Here is a 17,602-nt window from a genome sequence, read left to right on the forward strand (position 1 = left end):
TGCAGTCAGTCTTCGTTCTCGGTCAGATGCGCAAGCGGCAGCTCTCCCTGCGATTTGACCGTCTGGATAGCAAAATTGCTCCGAATGTCGATCACGCCCGGAAGGCGCAGCAGCGTGCCGGATAGAAACCGTTCATAGGCTGCGAGATCGGCCACCACGACCTGCAACAGAAAATCGGATTCCCCGGATACGAGATGACAGGAGAACACCTCGGGCAGGTTCTGCACGGAGGTACGGAACGCGGTGGCCGTTTCCTCGTGATGACGCTCCACGCGAATGCCGACGAAGACAGTCAGGCCAAGTCCGACCGCATTGCGATCCAGTGCTGCATGATAGCCCCGGATGACGCCCGCCTTTTCGAGCATCCTGACGCGGCGCAGGCAGGGAGAGGGCGAAAGGCCGATTTTCTCGGCCAGCTGGACATTGGAGAGCCGGGCGTCTTCCTGAAGTGCCGTGAGTATCTTGCGGTCGATGGCATCTAGCTTAAGTTTTGGCATGATCCGGCAACTTGAGTGGGGCTGTTGGCTGATTATATCAAAACGAGAAAGAAATGCGGCACAAATCGCAAGGACATACGCTGTCGTCCCCGGATATTCTGCGACATGAAACTGCTTCGCAATCGGCATCATTTTCGATGAGCCTCTGCGTCGCGGCCAATTTGGCACGATCCTTACAGGCGATATAATGAGCGAGATGTGGTTATACGCGGGCGCACTTGCTGCTGCATTTCTTATTCCTGGGCCGGACATGCTTCTGCTGCTCCAGACCGGCGCGGCGCAGGGCAGGGCCCATGCGCTGGCAACCGCCGCTGGCCTCGCAATCGCGCGCACGTGCCATGTGGCCCTTGCCGCGCTCGGTCTGGCGGCGCTTCTGCATGCCTTTCCTGTGGCGTTCCAGTGCGTGCGGATCGTCAGCGCCTGTTATCTCGTCTGGCTTGCCATAGGGATCATCCGCCATCCTCTGCCGACAGTGGATGCGGTTGGCGGGGTGCGTGAACGGCGGTCCTATCTGGCTTCGGCCCGCAAGGGCCTTCTCACCAATCTGCTCAACCCGAAAGCGCTGCTGTTCTGTTCCGTCCTGCTGCCGCAGTTCGTCCATCCGGGAAATGGCAGTATAGCGCTGCAATTTGCGGTTCTGGGCGGCGTCATGACCACGGTCGGATTGTTGTTCGATACGCTCTATGCCTTTACAGGCTCATCGCTCGGAACCCTGTTCAAACGTTATCCGGCCATACAGTCGGTCCAGCGTTGGGGCTTTGCGGCGCTGCTGTTCGGCTTTGCTGCCAGGCTGGCGACGGTTTAAACGCCGAAGCGATCTTTGATGGGGGCGAAGGTGTAGCGGTGGATGCCGGGCACGGGCCCCGCCGTCTCGATGGCGGCACGGTGCCTTTCGGTGGCATAGCCCGCATGAATTTCCAACCCGTAGGGTGGATGCGCTGCACCGGCCCGGATCATCATGCGGTCCCGCGTTACCTTGGCGACGATGGAAGCGGCAGCGATCGAAATGGAGCGCTGATCCCCTTTGACAAGCGCCGAACCGGGGCAAGCAAGCCCCGGCGGCACATCGCGGCCATCGATCAGCGCGTGACATGGGCGCAGGGTCAGCCCGATGGAAGCGCGCCGCATGGCTTCCAGCGCGGCCTTCCTGATATCGCTTCCGTCGATGCTGCGGGCGCTGAGGCTTGCAACCGAAACGGTGATGGCCTTCGCCAGAATGATTTCGTAGAGCGCTTCGCGTCTCGCAGCCGTAAGCCGCTTGGAATCGTCCAGCCCGTCCGGGAGGTTGTCGATATCGAGCACGACGGCAGCGGCAACCACCGGCCCCGCAAGGGGGCCGCGTCCGGCCTCATCTATGCCGACGATATGTTTCAAGCCACGCGAAAGCAGCCTTTTCTCTTCCGAGAAGTCAGGCGCGATCGGGATGTCAAAGAGGAGCGGAGAATCAGAAGCCGAGCGTTTCATTTGGCGGCAATGCTCGCATTGCTTCCGATTCTCCGCAAGGGCCCTGCTTGAGGATGGTGGCGTGAAAGCAGGCGGCCCCTCCGTCTGAAGGACAATCAGACGGAAATTCAACAGACAACTGGCAGGTCGAGCAGGTTGAAAAGCGACGCGGGGCCAGGCTGCCCCTTTGTGTTTATTCCACAGCGGTTCCCTCGCAGAGAAACGCGGAAACCGCTCCGGCTATTTGTTTTATCGCCTTATCAAACGCAAAACCGGCACACGCTTTTGCTGGAAATTCTCTAGAACAGCGAAAGCTGCTTGCCTCCCTTTTCGACCGGCTCGAACAGATCGGTGCGCAACTGAAGGCGGCGTGCATTGAAGCCGAGCTTGCGCGCGGTGATTTCGAAACGGCGACCGATCTGCCATGCATATGGACCCGTGCCGCGCATGCGCTTGCCCCATTCGGCATCATAATCCTTGCCGTCGCGCATGGAACGCACCAGCGACATGACGTGGCGGTAGCGATCCGGATAATTGCGCAGCAGCCAGTCCTTGAACAAGGGCGCGACTTCGAGCGGCAGGCGCAGCAGGACATAGCCTGCCTCCCGCGCACCCTGCGCATAGGCGGCATCCAGAATGCGTTCGATCTCGTGATCGTTGATGCCGGGGATGACCGGTCCCATCATGACCGAGGCGGGAATGCCCACATCGGCCAGTTTGCGGATGGCCTGCAGCCTCAGCGTCGGCGTCGAGGCGCGCGGCTCCATCGTGCGCGACAGATGGGCGTCGAGCGTCGTGACCGACAAGGCGACCTTTGCCAGTCCTTTCTCGGCCATGCGACCAAGAATATCGATATCCCGCACGACCAGAGCGGATTTCGTCACGATGCCGACGGGATGATTGGCGGCCTCCAGCACTTCAAGAATTTCGCGCATGATGCGCCACTTCTTTTCGACCGGCTGATAAGGGTCCGTATTGGTGCCGATGGCGATGGTCTTCGGCTGGTAACCGGGCTTGGCCAGTTCGCGCTCCAGGAGACGCGGGGCATCCGGCTTGGCAAAGAGACGGGATTCGAAATCGAGACCGGCAGAAAGTCCCATGTAGCTGTGGGTCGGGCGGGCAAAGCAATAGATGCAGCCATGCTCGCAGCCGCGATAGGGATTGATCGAGCGGTCGAAACTGATGTCAGGTGAATCATTGCGGGTGATGATCGTCCGCGGCTTTTCGATCTGCACGTCGGTCTTGAACGGCGGCAGCTCCTCAAGCGTAGTCCAGCCATCGTCGAAGTCGTGGCGCGTGGTCGGCTCGAAGCGCCCGGTCGGATTGATGCCCGCTCCCCGTCCGCGCCTGCGGGCGTGATCGATGCGCAATCCGGCCTCGCCGATCACCGCATTGGCGTGATCCGCGCGCCCGCTACCGAAGGCAGCCCTGTCGGCCTGCTTGATGATATCTGCCTGCTGGATCACTTCCATCTTCGTCTCCCTGCATGGAAACATCTGGCTTTGTAGGGTCACGACGAAACCCAGCCGGGACAGCGTCCTTCAAAGATCGGGAGCTGTTCTACGGTGCGTGCCGTGCTGCCATGCGACTCTGTTCTGATGAATCTATTCCTATAACAAGAATTAGAACAAATCAAGAACATAAAAGTGTCAGCTTTCCGCTCACCCATTCTTGATATATGAAGCGGGCATGTTGTCAGTCGTCATAGAAACCCTGAATTCCGAGAGAGCGCTGGCTCACACGCTTTCGGCTTTGGTGCCGGCGGTCGTGGAGGGGTTGCTGCGACGTGTGTCGGTCATCGACAGGGGCTCGTCGGATGAGACCGCCCTGGTCGCGCTGGGTGCCGGCTGTGCGTTCCATGCGGAAATGGATATCGAGACCGCGCTCGATGAAATCCGCACGCCATGGGTGCTGCTGCTGAGGCCCGGTTCCATTCCGCAGGAGGGGTGGGAGGAAGTTCTCCGCCGACACATGGAGCATGGCGGTGGTGCCGCGCGTTTTTCGCTGCCGGAAGATGGCGGGTTCGGGGCGGTCCGCAAAGTCTTCGGCCACAAGGCGACGCTTGATGCCGGACTGCTGGTTCGCCTTGATGTCGTAAAGCCGCTGTTGCTCGACGGCGTGTCGTTCGCACAGCTTCCGCAGCGTTTGAAGCCGGTCCGGCTCAAACATTCCATACTGCCGCCCGACGAAGCCTGAACAAACAAAAAGGCGAAGCCTGAAGCTTCGCCTTTTTCAACAGACATGCTGTCTGGATTAGTTCTCGTAGCTGGACGGCGAAGCGTCGCCGAAGCGATGAGCCGAGCCGTTCTCATAGACCGGAGCCTTCTGGATCGAGGCAGGAGCCGTGTAGTCGAGCTTCTGGCTCTGCGTTGCAACCGGCGTGCGGTCATTTGCATAAAGATCGGCCGGTTCGCCGACATGCGGGTTTTCAGCGAAAGCAGCACCGGCGCTAAGGGCAACGGCAACGGCAGCAAGAGCAAACTTCTTCATTTTCATAATCCTTCTGAAGCATTTTGCGGTCAAATGGACACATTCGGCGTCGCACAAATGCATTGAAACAAACCGCCCCTTCGGATGGCATAGAAGCCTTTCCGGGGCTCCCGGGTGGCGACCATGCCATCCATCGGGGAGATAACTGGGTGAAGCTGGACGGTTGGGAGGAATATCCAGCTCCGGAATTTACCGGGCGTCATCGGCTGGGAGGCCACTGACGACGCCCTGCGTCAAGTCGTCAAGTCTTGGGAAAAGACTTAGTTCTGGTAGCTCGAAGGCGATGCGTCACCGAAGCGATGAGCCGAACCGTCCTGGAACGAGGACTGGCCGATCGAAGCGGGAGCAGTGTAGTCGACCTTCTGGGAAGCGACCGGGGTGCGGTCGTTTGCGTAAAGATCGGCAGGTTCGCCAACGCGTGGGTTTTCTGCAAAGGCGGCACCGGCGGTAAGAGCAAGGGCAGCGGCAGCAAGAACAATCTTTTTCATTTTTCCTATCTCCTTGGAAAGTGGAGCGGCGTTTTGTTCGTCGTTCCGATGCAGCTGAAATGGGTGACAGTGAGCAAAAGTTCCAGTCACGAAAATGTTTTCTTGATCACACATTCGTGCAGCCAATTTTTTGAAATCAGAACGGATAATTCTAAATTATATAATAAATTCAATATATTGTGTTATATATCAGCCTTCACAAAACTGTTGTAGAAGACCTTTTGTTCAAAAAGCACGAACAGTCTGTCCCAATATATTGTCCAATGAGAGTGAACAATCAGGCGATTTTGAAGGGTTTCACACCCGATGGGGGTCAGAAATTATTCTTGGGAGAGGGGACGCTTTGGGTCGCGACGACGAACCAGTCCGGTCTTTCGGTTGAGAGGTGTTCGGCTGCCCGTTCGGTGGCGGCAATGTCTTCGTAGATGGCGTAGCACGTCGCACCGGAACCGGACATCTGTGCGTAAAGCGATCCGCTCTGGCGAAGAAGTTCGAGCTTGTCACCGATCCGTGGTGCGAGTTTCAATGCAGGGGAAAGGAGATCGTTGCGGGTCGTCTGCAGATAAGCGCAAAGAGGTCCGATATCCGGGTGGGAGGCAAGTGCCAGCGTCGGATGGTCGCGCTTTTCGAGCGCGCGAAAGACATCCGGGGTCGCAACGGCTGTTCCGTCATTGACGAGCAGCATGGGCAAGGCCGGGAAACCGGCAACCGGAGTCAGGTCTTCGCCGATGCCGCGCGCGGCAAGTGGCGTCCCCTTCGATGCGCCATGCAGGCACATGGGCAGGTCCGCGCCAAGATCGAGGCCGATCGCGGCCAGTTTCTCGAAACCGAGATCGAGGCCCCATAGCTCATCAAGTGCGAGCAGGGTGGCGGCTGCGTCACTCGATCCGCCGCCGATGCCGGAAGCAATCGGCAGGTTTTTTTCCAGATGGATGGCTACGGGCGGTAAAGCCCGCTGTGTCTGCTGGCGCAGCGCCTCGCGCGCCTTGAGAACCAGATTGCCGCCGTCGAGCGGTATGCCCGTGGCAAAAGGACCGCAGACCGTAAAACTGTCCACTTCAGCAGGTTCGATACGGATGACGTCGCCGAAGCGGGCAAAGACCACCAGCATGTCGAGCAGATGATAGCCGTCGGCACGACGCCCCGTCACATGCAGCGCGAGGTTGATCTTGGCGGGAGCCAGGCGCGTCACCGAAGGCGCGGAACCGGCATCGGCACGTGTTTCGGTTTTCGGAAAAAGGGTCATTTCTGCTGGTGGACCGTGACACGAGAAAACACGGCGATCGCATCGCTTCGTCGGCAATTGTTCGTGAAGGAAAGGTCAGTCCTTCTTGACGTAATATTCGCCGGTTTTGGGGTCCTGCACCAACGTGCCGTGAGCCCGGTTCTGCGCTTCCTTTTCCGCCTGACGCACACGCTGTGATACGCGCGAGGCTTCACGCTTGAACGAGCGGTAGCCGTACCAGGCGGCGGCGATGATCAGCAGCAGAAAAATGAGCTGGGGCATGGCCTCAAGTCCTTAAGGTTGCGCATCGGATTGCCGGATCGCGAAGGCCGAAACGCCGGATGTTCCCGAATGTTCATGGAGGGGCGGGAAGCGGCCCGCCCCGCTTTCTGACACCATATCATGGTGAAACGAAGGAATTCAAAGCATTGGTGGGAAAATCGACGGTGTTTTTCGCCGGAGCGTTGTTTTTCCCACTATTCTTCAAAGCCCGTAACGCGCCCAGAGCGCCTTTTCCTCTGCCACGGAAAGCAGGCCGTCGCCAAGATGCGCGGCAATGGAAGCCGGATCAAGATTTCCGAGCGCCATGTCAACGCCGGGAACCTTGCGTCCCAAAAGGCTGCGCTTCTGCTCAACCAGCTTCAGCTTGACCTTGTCGCCATAGGTCTTGCGCAGGAAGCTGCGCATATCGCCCAGCCCATCGATCAGGCCAAGCTGTTGTGCCTTGATGCCGGTCCAGAACAGCCCCGTGAACAGATCCTGGTCTTCCGCAAGCTTGGCTCCGCGGCGTTCCTTCACCATGTCGATAAAGGTTTCGTGGATTTCAAGCTGCAAGGATTTCAGCCGCTCGATGTCTGCCTTCTTTTCCGGCTGGAAAGGATCGAGCGTCACCTTGTTGGAGCCTGCCGTATAGACGCGGCGTTCCACGCCGATCTTCTTCAAAAGCTCGGGGAAGCCGAATGAGGCCGATACGACACCGATAGAACCGACGATCGATGACGGATCGGCGATGATCTCGTCACCGGCCAGCGCGATCATATAGCCGCCCGAGGCGGCGACATCCTCGACGAAGATGAAAACCTTCTTCTGATGTTCGGCGGCAAGATCACGGATACGCCGGTAGATCAGACGGGATTGCACTGGCGAACCGCCCGGCGAGTTGAGCGAAATGGCGACGGCGGGCGCTTCCTTGTCGGTGAACGCTTTTTCTAGGATCGCTGCCGTCGACGCTATGGAAAGCGACGGGCGGAACGCCGAGCCTCCGGACATGATGGCGCCATGCAGTCGCACGACTGGTATCTCGATGGAAACCGGGCGGAAGCGGCGCGGAACAAGACGCGTCAATAAACCGGGCAAGGCAAACTCCTGAACTGAAATCTCTCAGCCGCAATGTAGGGAGCAATATGGGAAACACAAAGAAAACCGCCCGGAAATTTGTTTCCGGGCGGCGGTATTTGTTTCGTCAGGCGCTTTTCGGCCTGGTGACCAGCCGCAGCAGGATATAGCCGCAGATCGCCGACAGGCCCGAGCCTGCCAGGACGCCGATCTTGGTCTCCGCCTGCATGAGGTCGGAAGGGAAGGAGAGGAGGCCGATAAAGATGCTCATCGTGAAGCCGATTCCGCACAAGATCGCCACACCGTAAAGCTGCGTCCACGTGGCGCCAAGCGGCTTTTGCGCAAGACCGGTCTTGATCGCGAGCCAGGCCGCCCCGAAGACGCCAAGCTGCTTGCCGATGAAGAGGCCAAGCATGATGCCAAGCGTAAGCGTATCCCGCATGACCGAAGCGTCGAGGCCGGCAAAGGATATGCCCGCATTGGCGAAGCCGAAAACCGGCACGATGATGAAAGCGACGGGCTTGGCCAGCGCATGTTCCAGCACATGCAGCGGCGACGACATGTCGTCAGGCTTTCCGGGGGCAGGTTTCAGCGGGATCATCAGTGCCGTCACCACGCCCGCGACCGTTGCATGAACGCCGGAATTGAGCACGAAGAACCACAGCACCGCGCCGCCGATCAGGTAGGGCAAAAGCTTCATCACGCCCATCCGGTTCATGATGAGCAGGACGATGGCGGCGGCAAAAGCTCCGCCGAGATAGGGCATGGAGATTTCGGCCGTGTAGAAAATGGCGATGATGACGACAGCCGCAAGATCATCCAGAATTGCAAGCGTCGCCAGAAACACCTTGAGGCTCGAGGGAACCCGTGATCCCAGGAGCGACAGAACGCCAAGCGCAAAGGCGATGTCTGTTGCGGAGGGCACGGCCCAGCCGCGCAGCTTGACGGGATCATGCCAGTTGAGCGCCGAGAAGATGATGGCTGGCAGGATGACGCCGCCAGCGGCGGCAATGCCGGGCAGCATGCGGTTTGGCCAGCTTGCCAGCTGTCCGTCGAGAAACTCGCGTTTGATTTCCAGGCCCACGAGAAGGAAGAACACCGCCATCAAGGCATCGTTGATCCAGTGAGAAAGGCTGAGCGGACCGATATAGAGGTGCAGCGCTTCGAAATAGACGTGCGCGAACGGAGAGTTCGCCACGATGAGCGCGAGCGCTGCCGCCACCATGAGGCTGATGCCACCCGCAGATTCGCTATCCAGAAAGCGCCGCATGATTGATACGGGGCGGCTGTTGTTTGAGTTGTGATTCATTGGTTCCCGTTGCCTGCTCTGTCGTTTGTTGTTTCGCTTTTTCGGAAAAGGGCGGCGGGGAGCCGCAGAACGAAAATCGCGGTTTAGAGATATTGGCTGGAATCCACGGTTTCAATCAAAATCGCCCCCCATTGTCCGAAATCGGCGGGTCCGGGCCGCCGGAACTTATGAAATGCTGCCGTGTTATCCGATCCGGGAGGAGACCACGATGGTGCTCACAACTATTGTTGCCCAATTAAGTTGTTCCGAACTCGAGCGCAGTACCGAATGGTTTGCCACGATCTTCGACCGTAACCCGGATGCGCGGCCGATGCAGGGGCTGGCGGAATGGCATCACGGCCCCTCCGCAGGCTTCCAGCTCTACCAGAATCCGACCGATGCCGGACACGGCACGCTGACACTGATCGTGGGCGATGTGCGCGCCGAACATGCGCGGCTTTCATTCGACGGGATTCGCCCCGGCAATATCGAAGCAGCCGACTATATGATGATTCTGCGATTGCGCGACCCGGACCGCAATCTGGTCGTGCTGGCGCAACCGAGGAGTTAGTGCATTTTCCAGCAGAGATGCGAAGCGCCTGCGCAGGCAAATCGTTCACTGGATGGATGGCTTGTCCCGCTCCAACCGGAACCGCTCTAAACGAGGGCGTCGAGCCCGTTATTGATGCCATCGGCGCGCGGCGTGAAGCCATGTCCCTCGCTTCCGTGCAGAACAAGTGCGGGCATCAGCGAGAGACCGGCGCGGCTTCCTCGTATTCCTGTCACGACGATACGGATTGCTGCCGCGTCCGGGCGCGGCTGGACCGGAACGATTCTCAGGCCGCCGAACCGTCCCGACAGGGCCTCGAGAATGGGAGAGATGGAACCCGGCCGCGCGATGATGGCGATGCCGCCGCCGGGGTTCACGATTGCTGCCGCAGTGCGCACCCATTGTTCGAACATGCCTTCGGGCATGACATGCGCTTCCGCCTTCAGGGGGTCGGGCGTGCTGCGATCCCGCGCTTCGTTGAAGGGCGGGTTCATGATGGCGAAATCGAAGCTGTTGTCGGCAAGTCCGGCGGCGATGCGCGCCTTGCCTCTCAGGGCCACATCGGCTTCGATTACATTGACGCGGTCGGCCAGAGCCGCATTCAGCGGATGGTCGATGCTCTTGCGGGCAAAACCGGCCATGAAAGCGGAGCGCTCGACAAGGGTGACAGTGGCGCCCGCGCAGCGGGAGGCGACGGCAAGCCCGGCAGCACCCGCGCCGCTGCCAAGATCGGCAACGCGTCCGGCAAAGCCGTTCGGAACCGCGCTGGCCAGAATCATCGCATCCACACCGGAGCGATGGCCCTTCAATGCGGGCTGGACGAGGTGAAATGCCCCACGATGGAACACATCGAGGGTTTCACCTGCGTCATTTTCGGTTTCCGGATTCATTGATCGCGCAGTTCGTGTTCAATCTTGGCATCGATCAGGATTTGCCGTGCTTCCTCAACCTGGTCATCGCTGACCAGAAGGCGGCGCGGCAAAACGCCGAGAGAACCTTCAATGATGCTCATATTCGTGTCTGCGATGAAATAAGCGATGCCGGCCTCTTTCATCAAGGCTTCGGCAAAGGACAGCAGAACGGAATCATTCGTACGGATAAGTTCGATCATGTGAACACTTTGTAGCGAATGCACCGCATTGACAACAGCTTCCTTCAATGGTGAACAGGCGTCGGAATAGTAACGCTCGGGAGCGCTTTGGGGGCGCTGTGGGGCCAGTTGCGACTTGAGCAATCCGGTCCGTTTCAATAATGTGGCCGGGCAGCTAGGAGAAATGGCATTGGGTTTGGTTCTGAATCTGGACGGTAAAAAGAAACAGGAAGGATCGGTTCAGCCGCTCGTCGATCTGACGAAAGCCGATATGGCGCGGGTGAACGAGATGATCCTTTCCCGCGCCGGGTCCGATGTCGAAATGATACCGGAAGTTGCCAATCATCTGATTTCCTCTGGCGGCAAGCGCCTGCGTCCCATGATGACGCTCGCAGCCGCCCGCATGTTCGGCTATGAAGGCGACGGCCATGTGCGTCTCGCCACTGCCGTGGAGTTCATGCACACCGCAACGCTTCTGCATGACGATGTGGTCGATGAAAGCGATCTGCGTCGCGGCAAAAGCACGGCGCGCATGATCTGGGGCAATCAGGCGAGCGTTCTCGTCGGCGATTTCCTTCTGGGTCAGGCCTTCAAGATGATGGTCGATGTCGGCTCGCTCGACGCGCTGGACGTTCTGGCGACCTCGGCCTCGGTGATCGCCGAAGGCGAAGTGATGCAGCTTGCCGCCGCCAAGAACATGGAAACAACCGAGGACGAATATCTGGCGGTCATCAAGGCCAAGACTGCGGCGCTGTTTTCGGCTGCGGGTGAAGTCGGCCCGATCATCGCTGGCGCGCGGCCGGCGGATCGCGCAGCCTTGCGCGACTACGGCCTCAATCTCGGCCTTGCCTTCCAGCTCGTCGATGACGCGCTCGATTACGGCGGTTCAGCAGCCGATCTCGGCAAGAATACCGGCGACGATTTCCGCGAAGGCAAGATTACGCTTCCGGTTATATTGAGCTATCGCCGCGGCACCGACGATGAGCGCGCTTTCTGGAAACACGCGATCGAAGAGGGCGCAAGCGACGACGCATCCTTGCAGAAGGCCATCGGCCTGATGACGAAGCACGGCGCGATTGCCGACACGGTGCAGCGCGCGCGCCATTTCGGCGAGATCGCCCGCGACGCCCTGGCGCCTTTGAAAGCGACGCCGCAGAAGGACGCGCTGATCGAAGTCATCGATTTCTGCATCAGCCGCGTGAACTGACCGGCCAGCATCCTTGCAGGCCAAGAATACTCGGAAAAGCATTCTATCACGGATGCTTTTCTTGCCCCGCCATCCCAAAAAGGCCATGCTTGGGGTGCCTTTTCCGGCAAGGAGACAGCGTGCCCGGCACTTCGGAGCTTTTGTGGTTTGCTTGCCGGTATCTGTCACAGGGATTTGAGAAGAGGATAGGGCTTTATGCGGCAAGGATCGAAATACCGCCCGCTTTATGGTTTGCTGCTCTCGCTTCTGGCGGGAATTGCAATCCCGACAAGCGGCGCTTTGGCCAAGGCGACAACCGATCCTGCATCGCCCCCTGTCCGCGCCGGTTCGTTCGCCGGGGCATATCTTGCCGCACGCACGGCCGAATCCGACAACAATCTCGCCGCTGCCGTGGATTTCTACCGTCAGGCCATGGCCTTCGATCCGGGCAATGCGCAGATCAAGCAGGACCTGCTGCTGGTTTTGCTGACCGAAGGCCGGTTCAACGACGCGCTGCCTCTGGCGGAAGAACTGAAGAATGTTCCCGACATAGAGCGGTTTTCCCGCGTGGCGCTGGCCATCGATGCGATCAATCGCAAGCAATATCGCAAGGTCGGTCCGCTTCTGATGCTGTCCCTGCAATCCGATATGGATCGTCTTTCGACCGGCTTCATGAGCGCATGGGTGAAGGTCGGGCAGGGCAATCCGAAACAGGCGCTCGCCGATATCCAGAAGATGCAGGGGCCGGAATGGTACGGCTTGTTCCGCACCTATAATTCCGCGCTGATAGCCGATCTTGCCGGTCAGAAGCAGGAAGCGCGTGATTTCTACCAACAGGCAGTCGACGACCGGCCGGGCGGAAGTGCTGCGCCCGATACATATGAGCGCATCGTCATGGCCTATGCCTCCTTCAAGCTCCGCCAGGGCGACAAGGAAGGCGCGATCAAGATTTTGAAAGATGCCGAAGAGCTTCTGAACGGTCGCATGACGATCACCGAAATGCGCGAAAAGATCGAGGCTGGCGAGAAATACGGACGCCTGATCAAGACCGCGCAGGAAGGTGCCGCCGAGGCGCTCTATACGCTTGGAACCGCGATCAACCGCAGCGGCGCGGAAGCGTTCGCCAAGCTGTATCTGCAGATGTCGCTGCCGCTGCGCCCGGATAATGATGCGACCCTTTATCAGCTGGGCGATATTTCCGCGAAATTGCGCCAGCCGGAAAAGGCCATCGAATATTATGGCCGCGTGCCGGAAAAATCGCCTTACCGCCGCGATGCCGAAATGCAGCGCGCGCTCAATCTGGCCGAAAACAGCCAGTCGGCGGAAGCCATCAAGCAGCTCAAGATACTGCTGGAACGCGACAAGACCGACATGCGCACCTATCTGGCGCTCGGCGGCGTCTATGCGCAGGACAAGAATTTCGCCGACGCGGCGAAAATTTATGATGCTGCCGTCCAACAGATAAAGACGCCGGAACGCAAGGACTGGCCGGTCTTTTATCAGCGCGGCATTGCCTATGAACGCCTGAAGGAATGGGACAAGGCGGAGCCCAATTTCCGCAAGGCGCTTGAGCTTTATCCCGACCAGCCGCAGGTCCTGAATTATCTCGGTTATTCCTGGGTCGACCGCGGCGAGAATCTCGATGAAGCGCTGGGCATGATCAAGAAGGCGGTCGAACTGCGACCGCAGGACGGTTATATCGTCGACTCGCTCGGCTGGGCCTACTACATGCTCGGACGCTATCCGGAAGCGGTGATCGAACTGGAAAAGGCGGTCAAGCTTCGCCCGGAAGATCCGACGATCAATGATCACATGGGTGACGCTTACTGGCGCGTCGGGCGGCTTCTGGAAGCGACGTTCCAGTGGAACCATGCAATTGCAGGCAAGCCCGAACCCGAAGAACTGGTCAAGATTGAGGAAAAGCTCAAGAAGGGGCTGCCCGATGTCGCGGGCCAATCATCGGCCAAGACGGAAAAGCCTGCCGAAGACAAGCCTGCTGCGGATTGAGAATTGCTGCGCCGTCGCATAGGCGGCGGTGCACAGCGCTTTCACTCTTCGTTGCGAGGCGCGTCTTGATCGAAATCGCTTCCTGTTCTTAGGCGCGCGTTTCAAAGCGGAAAGCGGGAGACAGACGTCGGGCTGACCGCTAGCAGCGGGTCTCATTTTCGTGGCGACGATGTGTTGAGGGACGTCGCCACCATTCGCAATACCAGCAGCCAGAATGCCGGCATTGGCGCAAGCCCGGATGAATTTTACTCTGGCGCGCTGCTCTGCTGCGGCATTCTCCGGCCAGCTCAACAGGCATGACAACAATACCTCGTCCAAATCCGAAGGCTCAAACAAAGGCCAGTGCTTAAGCAGAAACCATTCTGCATTGCGTGCAGATGCAATATTATATAATAAATTATTCGATTTTACTACTACTGGCTTATTCCAAGTCACATGAAAACCTGTTGATTCCAAAATTGCAAGTGCCGTTTATCAAGATTCATGTGCGATTTAAATAAGCAACTATTAGTATGTTATTTTGTATATTTAATTTCCGTTTTAATGATAAAGAACGTTATTATGTTTGGGCGATTGCATATGTCCGGTCTGGCCCGGTGCCGCAATGTTTGCCTGTCTGGCGCTTTCAGCGATCAAATGTCATGCTTGACCCTGCCGTGCTGACAAATTAGACCGGGCCATCATTTCAATTACGAGGCCCGACCCCGTGTCCAGTACGTTGCCAGCACATATGCATCCCACCCGTTCCTTTCAGGGTTTGATCCTGACGCTCCATAACTATTGGGCGGAACACGGTTGCGCCATTCTGCAGCCATACGACATGGAAGTGGGCGCGGGTACGTTCCACCCGGCAACGACGCTGCGCTCGCTGGGGCCGAAGCCGTGGAGGGCTGCCTATGTGCAGCCGTCGCGCCGTCCGAAGGACGGACGCTATGGTGAAAATCCCAACCGTCTCCAGCACTATTACCAGTATCAGGTGATCATCAAGCCGTCGCCGCCGAACCTCCAGGATCTTTATCTCGGTTCGTTGCGCGCGATCGGTCTCGACCCGACGCTGCATGACGTGCGCTTCGTGGAGGACGACTGGGAAAGCCCGACGCTTGGCGCATGGGGCCTTGGCTGGGAATGCTGGTGCGACGGCATGGAAGTGTCGCAGTTCACTTACTTTCAGCAGGTCTGCGGCATTGAATGCTCGCCGGTTTCCGGTGAGCTGACCTATGGTCTCGAACGCCTCGCCATGTATGTGCAGGGCGTGGACAATGTCTACGACCTCAACTTCAATGGTCTCGAAGGCGACGAGAAGGTCACCTATGGCGAAGTGTTCCTGCAAGCCGAGCAGGAATATTCCCGCTACAATTTCGAAATGGCCAATACCGAGGCCTTGCATCAGCATTTTATCGATGCGGAGCGCGAGTGCGAGGCCATTCTGAAGGCTGGTGCTCCGGCACCTGACGCCAATCATAAAATGCACAAGAGCGTTTTCCCGGCCTACGATCAGTGCATCAAGGCATCCCACGTCTTCAATCTGATGGATGCGCGCGGCGTGATCTCGGTCACCGAGCGCCAGAGCTACATCTTGCGCGTGCGCAATCTTGCGCGTCAGTGCGGCGAGGCATTTCTGCTCACCGATGCAGGCGGCTTTAATTACAAGAATGAGGCTCTGTGATGCCTGATCTACTGCTCGAACTCTTTTCCGAGGAAATTCCGGCCCGCATGCAGCGCAAGGCTGCCGGTGATCTGAAAAAGATGATTACCGATGGTCTGGTGGAAGCTGGTTTAACTTACGAAGCGGCGACCGCCTACTGGACGCCGCGCCGTCTGGCGCTTGATATTCGTGGCCTTACCGTGCGTTCCAAGGACGTGCACGAGGACATCAAGGGCCCGTCGGTCACAGCACCCGAACAGGCCATTCAGGGCTTTCTGCGCAAGGCAGGCCTGAGCGATGTATCGCAGGCGCACGTGCATTCCGACCCGAAGAAGGGCGATTTCTACGTCGCCCATCTGACGAAGCCGGGCCGTGCTGCGGAAGAAATCGTCGCCGAACTGGTGCCGCACACGATCCGCAATTTCCCATGGCCGAAATCCATGCGCTGGGGTGCGGCTTCTGCCAAGCCCGGTTCGCTTCGTTGGGTGCGTCCGCTGCAGTCGATCCTTTGCACTTTCGGCCCTGAAACAGAGGAAACCGTGGTTATCGATTTCGATGTCGATGGCATCAGGTCGGGCAATGTCACCTACGGTCATCGTTTCCTGAGCGATGGTCAGGGGATCAAGGTGCGCCGTTTCGAGGATTATGTCGAAAAGCTCGAAAAGGCTTTCGTGGTTCTCGATGCCGAACGCCGCAAGGAAATCATTTCGCAGGACGCGCATAATCTCGCCTTCGCTTCCGGCCTTGAGCTGGTCGAAGACGAGGGACTTCTGGAAGAAGTGTCTGGTCTCGTCGAATGGCCGGTCGTGCTGATGGGCGAGTTCGAGGAAGAATTTCTGGCCATCCCGCCGGAAGTCATCCGCCTCACCATCCGCGCCAACCAGAAATGCTTCGTCACCCGCAAGCAGGGCGAAACGGAAGCCCTTTCCAACAAATTCATTCTGGTGTCGAACATCGCAGCCCGCGACGGCGGCACGGAAATCGCCTATGGCAACGGCAAGGTGGTGCGCGCGCGCCTATCGGATGCGCTCTATTTCTGGCACACCGACCAGCATGATCTGCCCGACCTCGACAAGCTGGCCGCTTCAGCACAGAAGTTCGGTCTCGACCTGAAGAAGCCGCTTGATCAGCGCATGGCGCGTCTGGATAGCCTGAATGTGACCTTCCATGCCAAGCTTGGCACGCAAGGGCAGCGCGTCGAACGCATTCGCGAACTGGCTGCCCAGATTGCGCCGCTGGTGGGTGCCGATCCAAAGCTTGCCACTCGCGCAGCCGTGCTCGCCAAGGCCGATCTCCAGACGGAAGTTGTCGGCGAATTCCCTGAGCTTCAGGGCGCGATGGGCCGCAAATATGCGGCTCTTCAGGGCGAAAACGAGGCCGTTGCCGCAGCCATTGAAGAACATTACAAGCCGCAAGGCCCGTCTGATGTTGTGCCGAAGAACCCGGTTTCGGTCGCCGTCGCGCTTGCCGACAAGCTCGATACGTTGGTCGGCTTCTGGGCGATTGATGAAAAGCCCACCGGCTCGAAAGACCCTTACGCGCTTCGCCGTGCAGCACTGGGCGTGATCCGTCTCCTGCTGTCGCAGGAATGGAAATTCCCGCTGCTACCGCTCTTCCGTTCGGCCTTTGCCGCGCTGAAAGAAGGTCAGGTGCAGCGTAAGCTTCGTGAATTTGAAGCCAGGCTCGCTGCGGAAAATTCCGGCGATGTCGACGGCGAGCAGGACGTGGACAACGCATTGGCCAGCTATGAAAAGCAGGCTCGTGCCGAGGCGGAAGCATCTTCCGAACCAGTGCTGGCCGATCTTCTGTCCTTCTTCCACGACCGTTTCAAGGTGCATCTGAAGGAAGAAGGCGCGCGTTACGACGCCATCGACGCGGTGCTGTCGCCGGAAGCCGACAATCTGCTGCTGGTCGCCCGCCGTCTGGAAGCGCTGATCGTCTTCATCAACGAGGAAGACGGCAAGAACCTGCTGGCAGGCACCAAGCGCGCCGCCAACATTCTCGCTGCCGAGGAAAAGAAGGGTACGAAGGTCGCCGACCACGTTGACCCGGCTCTGTTGCGTGAGGCGGAAGAAAAGGCACTGTTTGAAGCCGTCACTCTGGCTTCGAAGGATGCCGAAGCTGCCATTTCCCGTGAAGATTTCAACGGCGCGATGCTGGCGCTCGCCAAGCTGCGCGGTCCTGTCGATACGTTCTTTGAAAAGGTGCTGGTGAACGACGAGGACGAAAATGTCCGCGCCAATCGTCTGGCATTGCTCGACCAGATCCGTGCGGCAACCGGCAAGGTGGCGGATTTCTCGAAAATCGCTGGCTGATAATCAGCCACGTGCGGCTCCATTTTCCCTCATCCTGAGGAGC

Annotated in this window: 18 protein-coding genes; 7 read left to right on the forward strand and 11 right to left on the reverse strand. The window is 58.6% G+C overall.

The window, feature by feature from the left end; translation table 11 throughout:
- Window positions 1–5: 5 nt before the first annotated feature.
- On the reverse strand, window positions 6–497 hold the full coding sequence (locus tag ACOWVS_RS07525) for an Lrp/AsnC family transcriptional regulator (protein WP_031346473.1): 492 nt from the start codon (window positions 495–497) through the stop codon (window positions 6–8).
- 187 nt (window positions 498–684) lie between these two features.
- Here ACOWVS_RS07525 and ACOWVS_RS07530 point away from each other — a divergent pair, with 187 nt between their 5' ends.
- Complete coding sequence (locus ACOWVS_RS07530; protein ID WP_006472839.1) at window positions 685–1,302, forward strand: LysE family translocator; 618 nt, start codon at window positions 685–687, stop codon at window positions 1,300–1,302.
- Here the strand turns inward: ACOWVS_RS07530 and ACOWVS_RS07535 are convergent.
- Together ACOWVS_RS07535 and ACOWVS_RS07540 are read right to left on the reverse strand one after the other, a co-directional pair.
- Window positions 1,299–1,961: a ribonuclease HII gene (locus ACOWVS_RS07535; RefSeq protein WP_006472838.1), complete on the reverse strand. Its 663-nt coding sequence runs from the start codon at window positions 1,959–1,961 to the stop codon at window positions 1,299–1,301. The genes ACOWVS_RS07530 and ACOWVS_RS07535 overlap by 4 nt on opposite strands.
- Window positions 1,962–2,239: 278 nt before the next feature.
- Entirely contained in the window at window positions 2,240–3,412 is a 1,173-nt protein-coding gene (locus ACOWVS_RS07540; RefSeq protein WP_006472837.1) for a PA0069 family radical SAM protein, read from the reverse strand.
- A 217-nt stretch (window positions 3,413–3,629) separates the two neighbouring features.
- On the opposite strand from ACOWVS_RS07540, the gene ACOWVS_RS07545 reads away from it, so the two are divergent.
- The gene (locus ACOWVS_RS07545) at window positions 3,630–4,136 is read left to right on the forward strand and encodes a hypothetical protein (RefSeq protein ID WP_006472836.1); all 507 of its coding nucleotides are present in this window, start codon (window positions 3,630–3,632) and stop codon (window positions 4,134–4,136) included.
- A gap of 57 nt (window positions 4,137–4,193) precedes the next feature.
- On the opposite strand, the gene ACOWVS_RS07550 is transcribed toward ACOWVS_RS07545, so the two are convergent.
- From ACOWVS_RS07550 to nhaA, 6 genes are all read right to left on the reverse strand, one after another.
- Entirely contained in the window at window positions 4,194–4,430 is a 237-nt protein-coding gene (locus ACOWVS_RS07550) for a hypothetical protein (RefSeq protein WP_006473369.1), read from the reverse strand.
- A 260-nt stretch (window positions 4,431–4,690) separates the two neighbouring features.
- Entirely contained in the window at window positions 4,691–4,918 is a 228-nt protein-coding gene (locus ACOWVS_RS07555) for a hypothetical protein (RefSeq protein WP_006473370.1), read from the reverse strand.
- A gap of 313 nt (window positions 4,919–5,231) precedes the next feature.
- On the reverse strand, window positions 5,232–6,164 hold the full coding sequence (locus ACOWVS_RS07560) for a 4-(cytidine 5'-diphospho)-2-C-methyl-D-erythritol kinase (protein WP_006473371.1): 933 nt from the start codon (window positions 6,162–6,164) through the stop codon (window positions 5,232–5,234).
- 75 nt (window positions 6,165–6,239) lie between these two features.
- Window positions 6,240–6,425: a membrane protein gene (locus ACOWVS_RS07565; RefSeq protein WP_006466164.1), complete on the reverse strand. Its 186-nt coding sequence runs from the start codon at window positions 6,423–6,425 to the stop codon at window positions 6,240–6,242.
- 201 nt (window positions 6,426–6,626) lie between these two features.
- The gene (locus ACOWVS_RS07570) at window positions 6,627–7,499 is read right to left on the reverse strand and encodes a S49 family peptidase (RefSeq protein ID WP_006473372.1); all 873 of its coding nucleotides are present in this window, start codon (window positions 7,497–7,499) and stop codon (window positions 6,627–6,629) included.
- 106 nt (window positions 7,500–7,605) lie between these two features.
- Entirely contained in the window at window positions 7,606–8,787 is a 1,182-nt protein-coding gene (gene nhaA, locus ACOWVS_RS07575) for a Na+/H+ antiporter NhaA (RefSeq protein WP_006473373.1), read from the reverse strand.
- Between the two features lie 208 nt (window positions 8,788–8,995).
- Here nhaA and ACOWVS_RS07580 point away from each other — a divergent pair, with 208 nt between their 5' ends.
- Window positions 8,996–9,337: a VOC family protein gene (locus ACOWVS_RS07580; protein WP_006473374.1), complete on the forward strand. Its 342-nt coding sequence runs from the start codon at window positions 8,996–8,998 to the stop codon at window positions 9,335–9,337.
- Window positions 9,338–9,423: 86 nt separating this feature from the next.
- Here the strand turns inward: ACOWVS_RS07580 and ACOWVS_RS07585 are convergent, their stop codons facing one another.
- Both ACOWVS_RS07585 and ACOWVS_RS07590 read right to left on the reverse strand, forming a co-directional pair.
- Complete coding sequence (locus ACOWVS_RS07585) at window positions 9,424–10,206, reverse strand: tRNA1(Val) (adenine(37)-N6)-methyltransferase (protein WP_021586163.1); 783 nt, start codon at window positions 10,204–10,206, stop codon at window positions 9,424–9,426.
- On the reverse strand, window positions 10,203–10,427 hold the full coding sequence (locus ACOWVS_RS07590) for a DUF2007 domain-containing protein (protein WP_025089683.1): 225 nt from the start codon (window positions 10,425–10,427) through the stop codon (window positions 10,203–10,205). The genes ACOWVS_RS07585 and ACOWVS_RS07590 overlap by 4 nt, the downstream gene beginning before the upstream one ends.
- 169 nt (window positions 10,428–10,596) lie before the next feature.
- Between ACOWVS_RS07590 and ACOWVS_RS07595 the strand changes: the two genes are divergently transcribed.
- From ACOWVS_RS07595 to glyS, 4 genes are all read left to right on the forward strand, one after another.
- Window positions 10,597–11,613, forward strand: coding sequence for a polyprenyl synthetase family protein (locus tag ACOWVS_RS07595; RefSeq protein ID WP_006470645.1), 1,017 nt, complete (start codon window positions 10,597–10,599; stop codon window positions 11,611–11,613).
- A gap of 195 nt (window positions 11,614–11,808) precedes the next feature.
- A complete protein-coding gene (locus tag ACOWVS_RS07600) occupies window positions 11,809–13,599 on the forward strand; it encodes a tetratricopeptide repeat protein (RefSeq protein WP_006470646.1) in 1,791 nt (596 codons plus the stop codon).
- A 730-nt stretch (window positions 13,600–14,329) separates the two neighbouring features.
- Window positions 14,330–15,265 carry a glycine--tRNA ligase subunit alpha gene (locus ACOWVS_RS07605; RefSeq protein WP_006470647.1) on the forward strand — a complete coding sequence of 312 codons (936 nt, stop codon included), beginning with the start codon at window positions 14,330–14,332 and terminating at the stop codon, window positions 15,263–15,265.
- The gene (glyS, locus tag ACOWVS_RS07610; protein WP_006470648.1) at window positions 15,265–17,559 is read left to right on the forward strand and encodes a glycine--tRNA ligase subunit beta; all 2,295 of its coding nucleotides are present in this window, start codon (window positions 15,265–15,267) and stop codon (window positions 17,557–17,559) included. The genes ACOWVS_RS07605 and glyS overlap by 1 nt, the downstream gene beginning before the upstream one ends.
- Window positions 17,560–17,602: the final 43 nt, after the last annotated feature.

Source organism: Brucella sp. IR068 (assembly GCF_049065885.1).
Taxonomy (GTDB): domain Bacteria; phylum Pseudomonadota; class Alphaproteobacteria; order Rhizobiales; family Rhizobiaceae; genus Brucella; species Brucella intermedia.